The 15,356-nt window shown below is 56.6% G+C and carries 11 protein-coding genes; 1 reads left to right on the forward strand and 10 read right to left on the reverse strand.

What is annotated here, in order from left to right; translation table 11 throughout:
• Positions 1–14: 14 nt before the first annotated feature.
• From HW273_RS00600 to clpB, 6 genes are all read right to left on the reverse strand, one after another.
• On the reverse strand, positions 15–266 hold the full coding sequence (locus tag HW273_RS00600) for a Flp1 family type IVb pilin (RefSeq protein ID WP_179009762.1): 252 nt from the start codon (positions 264–266) through the stop codon (positions 15–17).
• A 136-nt stretch (positions 267–402) separates the two neighbouring features.
• Positions 403–1,782, reverse strand: coding sequence for a type II secretion system F family protein (locus HW273_RS00605; RefSeq protein WP_179009763.1), 1,380 nt, complete (start codon positions 1,780–1,782; stop codon positions 403–405).
• A 2-nt stretch (positions 1,783–1,784) separates the two neighbouring features.
• Entirely contained in the window at positions 1,785–2,552 is a 768-nt protein-coding gene (locus HW273_RS00610) for a type II secretion system F family protein (RefSeq protein WP_330603855.1), read from the reverse strand.
• Entirely contained in the window at positions 2,518–3,678 is a 1,161-nt protein-coding gene (locus tag HW273_RS00615; RefSeq protein WP_179009765.1) for a CpaF family protein, read from the reverse strand. The genes HW273_RS00610 and HW273_RS00615 overlap by 35 nt, the downstream gene beginning before the upstream one ends.
• 16 nt (positions 3,679–3,694) lie before the next feature.
• Complete coding sequence (locus HW273_RS00620) at positions 3,695–4,678, reverse strand: AAA family ATPase (protein WP_179009766.1); 984 nt, start codon at positions 4,676–4,678, stop codon at positions 3,695–3,697.
• 546 nt (positions 4,679–5,224) lie between these two features.
• Entirely contained in the window at positions 5,225–7,813 is a 2,589-nt protein-coding gene (gene clpB / locus HW273_RS00625) for an ATP-dependent chaperone ClpB (protein WP_179009767.1), read from the reverse strand.
• Between the two features lie 351 nt (positions 7,814–8,164).
• Between clpB and HW273_RS00630 the strand changes: the two genes are divergently transcribed.
• Positions 8,165–9,934, forward strand: coding sequence for an ABC-ATPase domain-containing protein (locus tag HW273_RS00630; protein ID WP_179009768.1), 1,770 nt, complete (start codon positions 8,165–8,167; stop codon positions 9,932–9,934).
• A gap of 18 nt (positions 9,935–9,952) precedes the next feature.
• Here the strand turns inward: HW273_RS00630 and glgB are convergent, their stop codons facing one another.
• The 4 genes from glgB to HW273_RS00650 all read right to left on the reverse strand — a co-directional run bounded on the left by glgB (position 9,953) and on the right by HW273_RS00650 (position 15,220).
• A complete protein-coding gene (gene glgB, locus HW273_RS00635) occupies positions 9,953–11,917 on the reverse strand; it encodes a 1,4-alpha-glucan branching protein GlgB (RefSeq protein WP_442950856.1) in 1,965 nt (654 codons plus the stop codon).
• 245 nt (positions 11,918–12,162) lie between these two features.
• Positions 12,163–13,488 carry an alpha-amylase family glycosyl hydrolase gene (locus tag HW273_RS00640; protein ID WP_179009769.1) on the reverse strand — a complete coding sequence of 442 codons (1,326 nt, stop codon included), beginning with the start codon at positions 13,486–13,488 and terminating at the stop codon, positions 12,163–12,165.
• A gap of 83 nt (positions 13,489–13,571) precedes the next feature.
• Positions 13,572–14,741 carry an aminotransferase class I/II-fold pyridoxal phosphate-dependent enzyme gene (locus tag HW273_RS00645; RefSeq protein WP_179009770.1) on the reverse strand — a complete coding sequence of 390 codons (1,170 nt, stop codon included), beginning with the start codon at positions 14,739–14,741 and terminating at the stop codon, positions 13,572–13,574.
• Positions 14,738–15,220 carry an Lrp/AsnC family transcriptional regulator gene (locus tag HW273_RS00650; protein ID WP_179009771.1) on the reverse strand — a complete coding sequence of 161 codons (483 nt, stop codon included), beginning with the start codon at positions 15,218–15,220 and terminating at the stop codon, positions 14,738–14,740. Before HW273_RS00650 ends, HW273_RS00645 begins: the two co-directional genes overlap by 4 nt.
• Between the last annotated feature and the right edge of the window lie 136 nt (positions 15,221–15,356).

The following is a 15,356-nucleotide window of genomic DNA, read 5'->3' on the forward strand; positions in this document are numbered from 1 at the left end:
ATTACCCCTCCCCTTCAGACATAGTTCTCCCAGACGCCACTCGCAGAGCTGTTGATCTGATCCAGTATTTTATCCAATACCTTCGAGATCCTCGTACGGAAGATCAGTACCAGTGTGATCAGTACGACGATCAGAAGCACCATTTCTATCGTTCCCATTCCGGATTCATCCCGCAGAAGCGCTCCGCTTCTCCGCAGCAGCCGCCGTACTGTGCATACTCCCGTTTCTTTCATTCTTTCCACCTTTTCCCAATACTTTTTCTTCATTTTTTTCCTCCTGTTCTTTTGTCTTCGGAAACGAGAGGAATTCCTTTCTCCCCCGCGTCTTCCAGTAAACTCTCATGCCGAAAACTTCGGCAACGCCAATCCTATACGTCCTGCGGGAGACACATCTCCCACACCCCTATCGGAAGACGGTAACGGCAGGCACGACGATGACGAGCATCACGATCAGAAGCTGGAGCAGGAGCGGCAGCAGCAGCTTCGTCCCCGCCTCCTCCCCCCGTCTCCGTGCCTCCGTCTTCCTAAGCTCGAAGGCATCCGCCATTTCCAGTGAAAGCAGGGAACGCAGCTCTCCGGAACCGTTTTTCCGGCTCTGCTCGATCAGACTGACCAGCTTCGTATAGGGACGCAGCCCAATGCTCTCGCCGAACGCCCGATAAACCTCCGACTCGGGAATATTCTCCCGAAGCTTCCGCGGAATCTCTCGAAGCTCCCGATACAGCCAGCGATCCTCTCCTCCCGTGCTCTCCCGCAGCACGTCATAGTGGCTGCTGATCTCTGAAAAAGCATTCCGGATCGTGAGCCCCGCCCCGAGATAGACATTCAGCTTCGACACCAGCTCCGCATAGTCCAGAAGGAGCTGACGCTCCCGCTTCCGCTTCTCCTGCTTCCTGTTCTCCTGCTCCCGGAAGTAGAGTCCGGCAGCAAAGAGAATTCCCAGCAGCGGCAGATAGAGATAGCTGCGGTTCTTCGGCATGGAAAAGCGTATCCTGTGCCCGAGCAGCTGCTCCGGCAGGGGGTACTGTGCTTCCGCCAGCGTGCTGCTGTCAATACGGCGCAGCTCCTTTTCCAGCGCCTTTTGCAGGCTCTCCGTCACGGTATAGCGCCGCGGCAGCACTGTCACAAACAGAGAATACGGCAGAGAATGATAACGCCGATCCAGATATTCCGGATGCGCGCTGTCCGGCACGACATCTGCGCTCAATACGAATCGGAGATGCCCGGACACCGACTCTCCCTCCGAGAAGTCCTCATTGTGCACTGTACCGTCCTCCTCGATCAGAGACCCGTATTTCCGCTCATACACATCCCTCTCCTGCTGTGTCTTCCCCTCCGGCTCCGGACAGAATTCCCAGCTCACCCGAATCCCGAGCTCCGGAAAGGAAGACGGCAGATGCAGGTCTTCCGTAACTGCATCCAGACTCTCTGTCTCTCCGGTGATCCGGTGCTCCATGCTCTGATAGAGCTCCGTAAAAACCGCCTCCGCTTCCTCCGCCCGGTACCGCCGCGGCGAGACCCTGACCTCCATCGGAAGCGTTTTCTCCGAAAGACCGCTCACCTCCAGCTGATAGCTCTTCTCCGAGCGCCCCGGCTCTTCCCTGAGAAGGCGCATCCCGGGTAGGATGTCCGTCTCCGAAAGCCCCTGTAAATACAGCAGGGCAGAGAGCAGAAGAGAAAGCAGTACGGCGAGAAACTGCTGCCGCAGAAGCCTCTTTTTCACGCCGCGAAGCCGCCTCTGCAGCTTCCCGCAGAGCGTCCGCAAATATGTCCTTCCTCTCATTCTCATACCTCAATGTCCAGAATCCGTTCGGAAAGATAACACGCCAGAAGATAGAGCAGCAGGCAAAGCGTCATGCAGATCCGTCCCGCCAATGTCGAATAAAGCACCGAAAAGAAGTCCGGTGAAGAGAGATTCATATACCAGATGAGCAGGAAAGGGATCAGATTCATGATCTTCTGCTCATAGCGCTTATCGGCGTTCATCGTCAAAACCTCCTCCGCCACCATGAGCTTCTCCCGGATGATACCGGTCGTATTTCCAAGTATCCGTGACAGCTCCCCGCCGGATCTCCTGGCAAGCAGGAAGACCTCCGAGAAATTCTGAATGTCGTCCAGTCCGGAGCGGAGAGAGAAATCCCGAAGTGCATTCTCCAGCGGCTGGTTCAGCTCCATGGCTTTCAGAAAAATATCCCATTCTCCGAGAAGGAGCGCATCCTCCCCCAGAAGCTGCCAAAGCTCCGGACGGACGCGCCGAAAGGCATTCTCTACGGAATAGCCTGCGGAAAGAAAGGAATGCAGTACGCCCAGCGCCTCCTGAAATTCCCGGAGAAGCCGCTGCTGCCGCCGTCTCGCAAGCCTCCCGCACTGCAAAAATGGATAAAAGAGCATAAGCGGCAGACTCGCAAGAAAAAGTGTCCGGCTCCGATAAAAGGTAAATACGAAGACCGCAGCGGCAAGCATTCCCTGCAGAAGATAACGCAGGTATTCCGGCGGCGAGAGCCGGTAGCTCCGGTAGTCAATGGGAAAATCCTCTCGTATTTTCCAACGCACCCACCTTCTCCAGCCTTGTGCCGTTATAAGCGAATATACAGTTCGTCTGAATCTCTCCATCTTCCATCCCCGTAATTTCCAGTATCTCCAGCACTCTCCGTCTGTGATCCTTCGTCCGTCCCAGATGCACGATGACCTGTACTGCGGAGGCGATCATCCCGCGGATCGCCTCCACCGGGATATCCGCTCCGCTCTGCAGTACCATGACCAGCATTCTGGACAGCGCGTCCCTGCCGGAATTGGCATGGCCGGTGGAGAGACTTCCGCTGTGCCCCGTATTCAGGACATTCAGGAGATCCAGACACTCCCCGCCCCGTACCTCTCCCACGATGATACGATTCGGGCTCATCCGGAGACTCGCCCGAATCAGCGCGGAAATGCCAACCTCCCCTTCCCCTTCCGCATTGGCATTGCGTGTCTCCAGACTGACCAGATTCGGAATCCCCCGAAGCTGCAGCTCTGCGGAATCCTCGATCGTGATCACTCGTTCCTCCTCGGGAATGAACTGGGAAAGGGCGTTCAGGAAGGTGGTTTTCCCGCTGTTCGTGCCGCCTGAAATGAAGATATTGTAAGCATTCCGAACCAGTCCCTTCAGAAATTCCGCCGCCTCCTCTGTCAGCGACTCATAGGCGATCAGGCGCTCCATCGTGATCGGCTCCGGAAACTTCCGTATCGTCACCGTCGCCTCCCGGCTGACCGGCGGCAGTACGACATGCACCCGCGAGCCGTCCTCCAGTCGGGCATCCACGATCGGGCTTCTGGTATTCACCACCCGATTGATCCGGGATACAATCTGCTGGATCAGCTCCTCCAGCTGCTCCGCGCTCTCGAAGCCATGTGTCCAGCGCGCCGTCCGTCCCTCTCGCTCCACGAAGATATTCTGGCTCCCGTTGATCATGATCTCCGTAATCGACGGATCGTCCAGAAGCTCCGACAGGAGATCGAGCCTCCGGAAGCTGTTGAAGACCGCATCCCTTAGATACAGCCGCTCCTTCAGGCGAAGTCCCTCATAGGAAAAGAGAATCCCGTCGATTTTTTCATAGAGACTCCGATCCGAAAGCTGCTCCGCGGACATTCCATCGAGTACCTCTGTTTTGATCTGCTTTTTCAGCTCCTTCAGATTCATTTTCCTGCTTTTCCTCTCACAAAATATACCGCCGCACAACCGCCTCCGTATATTCCCGCAGTCCACCGTCCGCACCGTCACCGAATCCGCTTTCCGAAATATCCCTGTCCGGGCAAGGCAGAAGCAGCTTTACGAAGCCCGCCGCGTCCTGCGTCCCCTCTTTTTCCAGAAAGCGCTGAAATACTGCGAGCTTCCTGCTGCTCGCCGCATCCTCCCGTATCGGGACGAAAACCCTGCGGCAAAGGGAAAAGGTTTCATAAAAACGGGAAATCACCGGATCGGTATCGATTACAATCGCGTCGCAGGGCGCAAGCTCGGATAGAAGCCGGAGAAACCGGGCCAGCTCCTGTGCACTCAGGATGGAAAGGTCATCCGGGTTCTTCATCCCCGGCAGAACACAGAATCCCTGCTCCTCCCGAAGCAGCGGAAGCAGCTTCGCCGTATCGAGATTCCCTTCCTTGAAATAATACAGCGCCTCGGAAAGTCCCTTCCTGCCCTCCCCCGCCGGCGCGGGAAAAAGCATGCCTGTCTCCTCCAGTGAAAGGAAAAGGATCCGCCGGTCCTCGGAGAGTACCCTCGAGAGCGCCAACGAAAAGCCTGTCTTCCCGCTGCGCCCGATCGGACTGAACACCATATAGAGCTCCGAGCCCCCTGCGCCCTGCCCTCCCGCCTCGGCGCGCACCTCTCCATAGCGCTGCAGCAGCTCCCGAACCAGGCTGTCTCCCGCCTGATACTTATAGATCGCACCTCCCTCCATATCCTGCGTCCCCTCCTCCGAGAGCAGAATTCGATCTGCCGCGGGGATTCCGTTCAGAAGCCTCGGCTCCTCCTCCGCATAGAGCAGGATATCGATCTCCTTTTTCCTGGAAAACTGCCGGAGCGCCTCTGCCTCGGAAAAGCCGTAGACCTGAAAGGGAAGCTCCCTTCGCTGCCGAAGAAAATTTCCCAGCCGTTCTATATACAGCCGATCCCGATCATAGACCGCAAGCACCTTTTCCATCTCGACACCTCCTGACAGAAAACACAAAGCAAAAAATGAGATTTCAAAAAATGAGTACCGCGCCGAAACGGCGAAGAAAAAGGGACAGCACTTCCCGGCATCCCCGAAAAGTACCGAACCGAAGGTCTGCGGGCTCTGCCGCAGTCGACGAAAAGCTAAAGGGATAGTATGAAAGTTCAGAAAAAAAGAAAAGAAAAAGGAAAGAAAAAAGGCGGCAGCGCGGCAGAAGCGCGCAAAGAACTGCTGAAGACCGGAAGGTCTGTTTCCGATCGGAGCCGCCGCAGACGGCAGCCGCCGAGGAACCCTCTGATGCCACAAGATAAGGGCGGTGAAAAGGAAGGTACTTTGGATTTTCGAAAGAGATAGAGGCAGATAGCCGCAGGCCGCCAAAAAGACAAGATGAAGAAGAATCGCTCCGTCTATGCACGCCGCCGACCTTCTTTCTTTGATGCCGTCAGTATAACTCTCTTTTTTCTCCGCGAATAGTCCCTATAAAAAGACAATATCCTTATGAAGACATTGTCTTCATAAGGATATGCTTTTCTTTCATTCCACTTCTGCGCTGAGCTTCCCGTCCCGCAGCGTGAGGAGGATGGAATCCCCCTCCCTCACCCGATCCTCGAGGATGATCCGCGCCACCGTCGTCTCCACATTCTTCTGCATGAAGCGCTTCAGCGGCCGCGCGCCGAAGCTTGGATCGTAGCCGTTTTCCATGATAAAGCCTCTTGCCTCCTCACTCAGCCGGATCGTAAGCCGGCGGTCGGCGAGCCGGTGATTGATGTCTGCGAGAATCAGATCCATGATTCTGCCGATATCCGACCTGCTCAGCGGCTTGAAGAGAATGATCTCATCCAGACGATTCAGAAACTCCGGACGGAATGCCGCATGAAGCTGCTCCATCACGAGCCGCTTCGCTTCCTCCGAGATGTTGCCGTCCCGGTCGATGCCCTCCAGCAGATCCTGTGCCCCCAGATTCGAGGTCAGGATAATGATGGTGTTCTTGAAGTCCACCGTCCTGCCCTGCGAGTCCGTGATTCTGCCGTCGTCCAGCACCTGTAAAAGGATATTGAAGACATCCGGGTGCGCCTTCTCGATCTCGTCGAAGAGAACGACCGTATATGGCTTCCTGCGGACTGCCTCCGTGAGCTGACCACCCTCCTCGTAGCCAACATAGCCGGGCGCTGCACCGATCAGCCGGGAGACGGAATATTTCTCCATGTACTCCGACATATCGATCCGCACCATCGCGTTCTCATCATCGAAGAGGTTCTCCGCCAGCGCCTTGGCGAGCTCCGTCTTCCCCACGCCGGTCGGCCCCAGGAAGAGGAAGGAGCCGATCGGCTTCGTCGGATCCTTGATCCCCGCCTTGGAACGGAGAATCGCCTCCGTCACCTTCTCCACCGCGTCATCCTGCCCGATCAGACGCTTGTGAATCTCCTCATCCAGATGCAGCACCTTCGAGCGCTCGGATTCATTCAGCTTAGAGACCGGAATACCGGTCCAGCGGCTGATGATCTTTGCGATCTCCTCCTCATTGACCCGATCCTGCACGAGCTGCGCAGCCGCGCTGCCCTGCGTCCGCTCCTCTTCCTCCGCGATCTGCTTTTCCAATGCCGGAATATCCTGATAGCGGAGCTTGCCGACTCTTTCATAGTCTCCGTTTCTCGTCGCGATTTCCACCTCGGAATGCAGGCGGTCCATCTGCTCCCGAAGACCCTGCAGCTTCCCGACAGAGCTCTTCTCATTATCCCACTGCGCCTTCTGCGCCTTGAACCGATCCTGCAGCTCCGAAAGCTCCTTCCGAAGCGCCGTGAGACGTTCCTTCGACAGCGCATCATCCTCTTTCTCCAGCGCCTTCTCCTCGATCTCCAGCTGGATGATCTTCCGGTTCAGCTCATCGAGCTCCTCCGGCATAGACTCCATCTCAGTCTTGATGAGCGCGCACGCCTCGTCCACGAGGTCGATCGCCTTATCCGGCAGGAAACGATCGCTGATATAGCGATCGGACAGGGTTGCTGCCGCGACGAGCGCGCCGTCTGTGATCTTCACGCCATGATAGACCTCGTATTTTTCCTTCAGCCCACGGAGAATGGAGATCGTATCCTCGACATTCGGCTCTGAAATCTGCACCGGCTGGAACCGCCGCTCCAGCGCCGGATCCTTTTCGATATACTTCCGGTACTCATCCAGCGTCGTCGCTCCGATACAATGCAGCTCTCCCCTTGCCAGCAGCGGCTTCAGCAGATTTCCGGCATCCATCGAGCCCTCCGTCCGCCCTGCGCCGACGATATTGTGGATCTCATCGATGAAGAGGAGAATCTGCCCCTCGGACTTCTTCACCTCATCCAATACCGCCTTCAGCCGCTCCTCAAATTCGCCGCGGTACTTCGCCCCGGCAATCAGCGCACCCATATCAAGCGCGAAGACCCGCTTGTCCTTCAGCGAATCCGGGACATCTCCGCCAGCGATCCGCTGCGCCAGCCCCTCGACGACGGCAGTCTTGCCGACGCCAGGCTCGCCGATCAGACAGGGATTGTTCTTCGTCTTCCGAGAAAGAATCCGGATCACATGGCGGATCTCCTCATCTCTGCCGATCACCGGATCGAGCTTCTGCTGCTTCGCGCGCTCCACCATTTCATAGCCATACTTGTTCAGCGCGTCATAGGTCGCCTCCGGATTGTCGCTGACGACCCGCTGTCCGCCCCGTACCTCGGAAAGCGCCTGCAGGAACGCCTCCTTCGTAATATGATATTCCCTGAACAGTGCCTTCAGGCTGCTGTCTGCCTCCTGCAGAAGCGAGAGGAAGAGATGCTCCACAGACACATACTCGTCCCCCATTGCCTTCGCATGATCCTCCGCATGCATCACGACGCGATTCAGATCCTGCGAGAAATACTGCTGCCCCGCTCCGCTGACCTTCGGGAGCTTTCGAAGCTCCTCCTCCATTGCGCCCCGGAAGCGCTCCGGATCCACACCCATCTTCGTGAAGAGCTGCGCGAGCAGACTTCCCTCCATTGTCATAAGACTGTACAGCAGGTGCAGCTCCTTTAGCTCCTGATGCCCGTAGTCCATCGCGATTTTCTGACTATTATTGATCGCCTCCACTGCCTTTTGCGTAAATTTATTAATGTTCATAACCCACTCCTTTCAGCGGCTCTGCTGCATACCCGCTCTGCTCTTCCCTACTCTCTCCGGTTCTTTCTTCCGGCCTATGGATTATATTATAGCATGATTGTTAGCACTGTAAAGAGTTGAGTGCTAATTTTTTCAAATTTTTTCCCTTCCTTCTTTAATCTCTTTTCCTTTTTGTTCCCTTTCCTCCCATTCAAAATCCATATCCCCATTGACATACGCATCCGTTATGAGTACGCTGTCAGGTAGCACGCAAAAAAACGATATCCAATGGAAACACTGATTGATTCATGACGCACGTACCATGGACGTAAAGCATGAAGAAAGCAGCGATTCCCTGACAGGAGGTGTGATTTGAAAAGCGAACAGGAGCTGGAACGGGAACTGCTTTCTCTGGATCAGCAGGGCTACTCTTCTTATAAAAGAATTCAGGGAGACTACCGTTTTCCCCAATATATTCTCTGTATCGACCATGTGCAGGTGGATCCCTTTGCGCCGCCCTCTAAAATCCGGATTGTTTTAGAGGATAAAACCGTGGGGCTGCCGCAGGATCTGATAGACAGCAAATCCAAACGGATTGCGGTTTCGGACTTTCTGACCAGAAGCTTCCGGCGGAATCTGCGGAATCTGCCGAAAAAGGAGGAAAAAAAAGAGAATCCCTATGCCAGAGCCTATGGCAGAAAAAGGGGGGAGGACAGCCCCTCCTCCACCGGAAACAGCAATCAGATCTTCATTGACCGCTGCGGGCAGGAAATTCTGGAGCGAACCTCGGTACTGATCAAGGAGCATCAGGTGGAAATCCGGCTGGAAGCAGGGCTTCCCGCTGCGGGACGGAGAATATTGGGCAGGGAGGCCAATGTGATCTTCCAGAAGCTCCTGCCAAGACTGGTGGAAAGCTCCTGTCTCTATGCCAATATAGACCAGGCGGCGTTGAAGCGTCAGGTACTGCTCTATCTGGATCAGGAGTATATACAGAATTCTCTGGCGGAAAGGAATCTGGTCGCATTCATCGCCAACGGCTCTGTCCTGCCGAGAAAAAGCGGCGTCGACGACAGCATCCTCCCGGAAGGGCTTCCCTTCCAGAGCCCCAAAAATCTGGAGCTTTCTTTCACCCTGCCCAGCGGAAAGCAGATTTCAGGGATGGGAATAGAAAAGGGAATCACCCTGATCGTCGGCGGCGGCTATCATGGAAAGTCCACCCTGCTGAATGCGCTGGAAAGAGGAGTATACCACCATATTTCCGGAGATGGCAGAGAGTTTGTCATCACCTGTCCGGATGCCGTGAAGATCCGGGCGGAGGACGGGCGAAGTGTAGAAGGGGTAAACATCAGCCCCTTCATCAACAACCTTCCCGGAAAAAGGGATACGCAGCGCTTCTCCACGGAAAATGCCAGCGGCAGCACCTCTCAGGCTGCCAATGTCATAGAAGCACTGGAGAGCAAGGCTTCCCTTTTGTTAATCGACGAAGATACCTCCGCCACCAATTTCATGATCCGCGACTGCAAAATGCAGAAGCTGATCGCAAAGGACAAGGAGCCCATTACACCCTTTGTGGACAAGGTAAAAGCTCTATACCGCGATCTGGGAGTCTCCACCATACTGATCGTCGGCGGCTGCGGAGATTATTTCGCCGTGGCAGACCGGGTCATTATGATGGACGAATATATGCCGAGAGATGTGACAGAAGAAGCCCTCGCCATTGCAGCAGAAAGCGGGGAAAAAAGAGAAGCCCCGCAGGAGCACTTCGGTGCCGTCGCCGAGCGGATCCCGCTGCAGGAAAGCTTTCCCCTTCGAGGAAGAGAGGATCGCTGGAAGGCAAGGGGAAAGGAAAGCATTTCCTACGACAGAGAAAGCATCGATGTGTCCTGTCTGGAGCAGCTGGTGGATGAGAAGCAGGTCAATGCACTGGCGGTGATGCTGGATTATTTCAATAAGAAGATTCTGGATGACAGGCTGGGTCTCTCCCGTGCCGCAGATAAGCTCTATTCCCAGATCGAGAAGCAGGGACTGGACAGCATTTCCCCCTATACGGGGCACCCCGGCAATCTGGCTCTCCCCAGAAAGCAGGAATTTTGTGCTGCCCTGAACCGGTACCGGGGGCTGAAGATCCGGCATGGGAAATAACAGGACAGATCTTCCCCTTTATTTCTCCTTCCCTTTTTCGTCAAAGGCGAACACTGCACAGCCATATGCCGGAAGCGGGTAAGCAATCCGGTAGGGCTGACGGTCGCACTCGCCCTCCTTCGCGGTGAATGCCGTGCTCCGCGCCCTCGCGGAAACCGCACCGTTCTCGTCAAGCAGCAGCGTATATTTCCCCTTCACGGGTACGCCGACCACATAGTCCGGCCTCTCCACCGGCGTCATATTTACCACGAAGAGAAGCGAATTCTTTCCCGTGCCGTCCTTTCTGACAAAGCTGAAGATCGAGCGCTCGGCATCGTCCGCATTGATCCATTGGAAGCCGTCCCATGAATCGTCCTTCTTGTACATCGCCGGATAGCGCCGGTAGAGATGCAGCAGATCCCGGAGGAAGCTCTGCAGGTTCCGGTTCATCGGCTCCTCGGTGAGATACCAGTCCAGCGCCACATTCTCATTCCATTCATGGAACTGCCCGAAGTCCTGTCCCATGAACAGGAGCTTCTTGCCGGCGTGCCCGAACATGAAGAAGTAGCCGCATTTCAGGTTCCGGAACTTGTCCGGCAGCTCTCCCGGCATCTTGTTGATCATCGAACACTTCAGATGCACCACCTCATCATGCGAGAGCACGAGGATAAACTTCTCACTCGTTGCGTAGCTCATGCCGAAGGTCATCTTATTGTGATTGTCCTTCCGGAAATAGGGATCCAGCTTCATGTAGTCGAGGAAATCATGCATCCAGCCCATGTTCCACTTGTAGGTGAAGCCGAGCCCGTCGTCCTCCGGTCTGGTCGTGACCTTCGGCCATGCCGTCGATTCCTCCGCAATGATGATCGCACCGTCCTTCCTGCCTGCCACGATAGAATTCAGGTGTTTAAAGAACTCCATCGCATCCAGATTTCCGTTTCCGCCATAGCGGTTCGGCACCCACTGTCCTTCCTTCCTTCCGTAGTCAAGATAAAGCATCGAAGCGACCGCATCCACACGCAGCCCGTCGATATGGTACTCATCGTACCAGTAAAGCGCGTTCGCGATCAGGAAATTCTTCACCTCATTCTTCGAATAGTTGAATACCTTCGTTCCCCAGTCCGGATGCTCTCCCATCCGCGGATCCGGATACTCGTAGGTCGGCGTGCCGTCGAAATCCGCGAGCCCCTGCGCGTCCTTCGGGAAATGTGCCGGTACCCAGTCGAGGATTACGCCGATTCCGGCGCGGTGCAGGTAGTCCACGAGATACATGAAATCCTGCGGTTCCCCGTAGCGGGAGGTGGGCGCATAATAGCCGGTCACCTGATAGCCCCAGGAGGCGTCCAGCGGATGCTCCGCAATCCCCATCAGCTCCACATGCGTATAGCCCATATCCGTACAGTATTCCGCGAGCTGCGCCGCGAGCTCACGGTAGTTCATGAAGCCGTTCCGCTCCTCGGTATCCAGCTTCCGCCATGAGCCGAAATGCACCTCGTAGATCGCCATCGGCTTCTCAAAGGTGCTTCCCTCGGCTCTCCTCCGGAGAAATGCCGAATCGCCCCAGCGATAGCCTGAAATGTCCACTGTTTTCGAAGCGGTCCCCGGTCGGAACTCGGCGGAGAAGGCATAGGGATCCGCCTTGTAGAGCAAATCGCCGGAGCCCGTATGGATCACATACTTATAGATCTCGCCGAAGCCCATATCCGGAATGAAGCCCTCGTAGATCCCGCTCGTCTCCAGCGGCAGCATATAGTTCGCGTCCGGGTTCCAGCCGTTCCGGTCCGATACGATGGAGACCGCCCGTGCGTGCGGCGCCCAGACGGCGAAATGCATCCCCTTTCTTCCCGACAGCATGGCGGGATGCGCGCCCAGCTTCTGATAGATCCGGTAATGCCGTCCCTCCCCGAAGAGGTAGCGATCCAGCTCAGTGAGAAAAACCGGATCCAGCGGATTGCCGTCCGCATCCAGCGCCGGCTTCGAAGCCGTCGGCTTCTCCTGCGCCAACGCGGGTGCCTGCTCTCTCTCCACTGCCACTCTCCTGCCCGCGGCAAGCTTCGCCTGCTTCTTCCCCATCCTTTTGTTCATAGCCGCTTCCTCCATAGCACTCTTCGAAAAGAAACGCTGCCTTTCCCCTGCTTTGCTCCGGAAAACGTATGCAAATGCCCCCTGCTTTCCGTCCCGCGCAGGCTCTCCGAAATCAGCGCTTCCAGAAAATTCCGCCAACGACTCTGCCGCACCGCGGCAGTCCGTCAGATCTTCACCTTGATGAGCCGCCCCTCCTTCGCCTCGAGGCGGATGAAGAGCCGGTTGTCCCCCTCCGGCCGGAGCTCCTCTCCGCTCAGAAGATCCACGACGAGCCGCCCCTGAACCGGCAGCGTCACATAGAAGCCCGCTGCCTCCCTGCTGTTATTCAGCGCCGTGATCACCGCGCTGTTCCGGTCATATCTGGCATACGCCCATTGCCTGCACTGGAGGTACAGCTCCTTGTACTCCCCGATCTGCAGCTCCGTATTCCTGCCGTGGATCTCCGCCAGCTTCGCCACGAAGCTCGTAAGCTCGTTCGGCTTCATGCGTTCCTGGTCGATCGCCGGACGGAGCGGGCTGTCGTCGCCGCCCTCCTTCCGTCCCTCCAGGCCGAACTCTCCGCCGTAGTAAATGGACGGATGCCCCGGCAGGGTGAAGAGCGTCATATAACAGAGCCGCAGATCCTCCGGCTCCCGAAGCTTCGAAGCGATCCGGTCTACGTCATGGTTCTCCAGAAAGGTATAAAGCTCCCTCGCGATTGCGAGATTCCGGTTCAGATTGTGCGCGATCTCAAAAAAATTGTGATCGTTGAAGCCGGAGTAAATGGACTTGTGCAGCTCATAGTTCGTCACCGAATGCAGTGTCTCCGCATTGACCCAACGGGCATATTCCCCGTGAATCACCTCTCCCAGCAGGAAGAAGTCCGGCTTCATCGGATTCGTGAAGTACCGGAGCGACTTCTGGAAGGACAGATCCAGCACGTCCGCGCAGTCCAGCCGCAGTCCGTCGATGTCAAACGCCGAAACCCAATAGCGCACCGTCTCGATCAGGTATTTCCGCACTGCCTCCTCATTGAAATTCAATGCCGGAAGCTCCGGATACTCTCTCCAGCAGCCGTAGCGGAAGGCATCGCCAAACGCAGATCTCCCGCCGAAGTCTATGCCCCGGTACCAGCTCCGGTACGGAGACGCTTCTCCCCGCTCCTGTATGTCCCGAAAGGCGAAGAAGCCTCGCCCGGTGTGATTGAAGACCGCGTCCACAATGATGCGGATGCCGCAGTTATGCGCATCCCGTACGAAGCTGCGGAAGTCTTCATTGTCCCCCAGACGGTAGTCAACCGTCCGATAGTCTGTCGTGTCGTAACCATGCGTGCCGGACTGGAACAGCGGCCCGATATAGACCGCATCTACGCCGAGCACCTTCAGATAAGGAAGGTAGGCGCGAAGCTCCGCGAAATGGTGGCGGGGCGCCGTCAGCGTATTCCGCTTCTCCGCGCCGACGAGTCCCAGCGGGTAAATGTGATAAAAGACCGCACTGTCATACCATGCCATGCACTACCCTCTCTCCCCAGACAAAAGCCGCCGGATTCCCGGCACCAACGAAAGCACGCTTCAGCGCATCACATTGCCGCCGCTCAATCTCTCTTCTCCAGTCTGCCGACAAAGTGCTCGATTCGCTCCAGCGCCCTCTTCAGGTTCTGGATCGAGTAGGCATAGGAGATCCGCATGAAGCCCTCTCCGCAGCTGCCGAAGGCGGTGCCCGGAACGATCGCAACCCTCTCCTCCCGGAGCAGCTGCGTCGCGAACGCCTCACTCGACATCCCGAAACGCTTCACGGACGGGAAGACATAGAACGCGCCGTAGGGCTCGAAGCAGTCCATGCCGAGCCGGCGGAGATTCGACACGAGGTAGCGCCGTCTCTCATTATACGCCTCGCGCATCTTCACCACATCCTCCGCGCCATTCCGGAGCGCCTCCACCGCCGCATACTGCGAGGTCGTCGGCGCACACATGATCGCGAACTGATGCAGCTTCAGCATCTGCTGCAGAATCCGCTTCGGTGCGCAGGCATAGCCGAGCCGCCAGCCTGTCATTGCGTACGCCTTGGAGAAGCCGTTGATGTATACGGTGCGCTCCCGCATCCCCGGAAATTCAATGATGGAACGGCTCTTCCCCTTATAGCTGAGCTCCGCGTAGATCTCATCCGTCAGCAAAAAGAGGTCATGCTCCTCAATGATCGGAACCAGCTTCTCGAGATCCTCCCACTCCATGATCGCGCCGGTCGGATTGTTGGGGAAGGGCAGCACGAGCAGCTTCGTCCGCTCCGTGATCTTCTCCCGGAGCTTCTCCGGCGTCAGACGGAACTCATCCTCCTCAGAAAGCTCGATCGGCACCGGGGTGCCGCCCGCCATAACCGCGCAGGGCACATAGGAAACATAGCTCGGCTGGGGAATCAGCACCTCCTCGCCCGGCTCCAGCATGACCCGCATTGCGAGATCGATCGCCTCCGAGCCGCCGACTGTCACCATGACCTCGCTGCCGGGATCATAGCGCACCTCATACTGCCGCTCCAGATAGGCGGAGATCTCCTCCTTCAGCTCCCGAAGCCCCGAGTTCGAGGTATAGAAGGTTCTGCCGCGCTCCAGCGAGTAGATTCCCTCCTCACGGATATGCCATGGCGTATCGAAGTCCGGCTCGCCGACGCCGAGGGAAATCGCATCCTGCATCTCCGCAACGATATCGAAGAACCTGCGGATGCCGCTCGGCTGTATCTCTGTAATCTTCGAATTCAATGGATTTCTCATGGCGATACCTTCATTCTCTCATCCTGTCTCGGCTTCTCGATGCTCGTCCCATGATCCTTGTAGCGCTTCAGCACGAAGTGCGTCGCTGTGGAAAGCACAGAGTCCATCGGGCTCAGCTTCATAGAAACGAAGTTCGCCACCTCCTTCATCGTCTTGCCCTTGATCATCACCGTGAAGTCGTAGCCGCCGCTCATCAGATAGAGCGCGTCCACCTCGTCGTATTGATAGATCCGCTCGGCGATGGAGTCGAAGCCCATTCCACGCTGCGGCGTGACCTTCACCTCGATCAGTGCATCCACCCGCTCGTCGTCGGTCCTGTCCCAGTTGATCAGAGTGTGGTAGCCGCAGATGATATGCTCTTCCTCCATCGCCGCAAGCTCCGCCGCGACCTTCTCCTCATCCTCTCCCAGAATCGCCGCGATATCCCTCACGCTCAGCTTCGCATTTTTCTCAATGATGGTAAGAATCTTCTCTCTCATAGCTTCCCGCTTCTCCTCATTTTTCTCCGTGCGGAAATCCGCGCGGCGCTATAGCACTACCACTCTGCCTGCCGGTCTGTCCGGTGCTTCGCCGAACCGTGCATAAGCCCCAGCACTGCTAGAGCTCCAAAAAATG

Source organism: Oribacterium sp. oral taxon 102, assembly GCF_013394775.1.
Classification (GTDB): domain Bacteria; phylum Bacillota; class Clostridia; order Lachnospirales; family Lachnospiraceae; genus Oribacterium.

Excerpts from the sequence above, each read along its gene's own strand:
- HW273_RS00600 (WP_179009762.1), bottom strand. The coding sequence starts at position 266 with ATGAAGAAAAAGTATTGGGAAAAGGTGGAAAGAATGAAAGAAACGGGA.
- HW273_RS00605 (WP_179009763.1), bottom strand. The coding sequence starts at position 1,782 with ATGAGAGGAAGGACATATTTGCGGACGCTCTGCGGGAAGCTGCAGAGG.
- HW273_RS00615 (WP_179009765.1), bottom strand. The coding sequence starts at position 3,678 with ATGAATCTGAAGGAGCTGAAAAAGCAGATCAAAACAGAGGTACTCGAT.
- HW273_RS00620 (WP_179009766.1), bottom strand. The coding sequence starts at position 4,678 with ATGGAAAAGGTGCTTGCGGTCTATGATCGGGATCGGCTGTATATAGAA.
- clpB (WP_179009767.1), bottom strand. The coding sequence starts at position 7,813 with ATGAACATTAATAAATTTACGCAAAAGGCAGTGGAGGCGATCAATAAT.
- HW273_RS00640 (WP_179009769.1), bottom strand. The coding sequence starts at position 13,488 with ATGGCATGGTATGACAGTGCGGTCTTTTATCACATTTACCCGCTGGGA.
- HW273_RS00645 (WP_179009770.1), bottom strand. The coding sequence starts at position 14,741 with ATGAGAAATCCATTGAATTCGAAGATTACAGAGATACAGCCGAGCGGC.
- HW273_RS00650 (WP_179009771.1), bottom strand. The coding sequence starts at position 15,220 with ATGAGAGAGAAGATTCTTACCATCATTGAGAAAAATGCGAAGCTGAGC.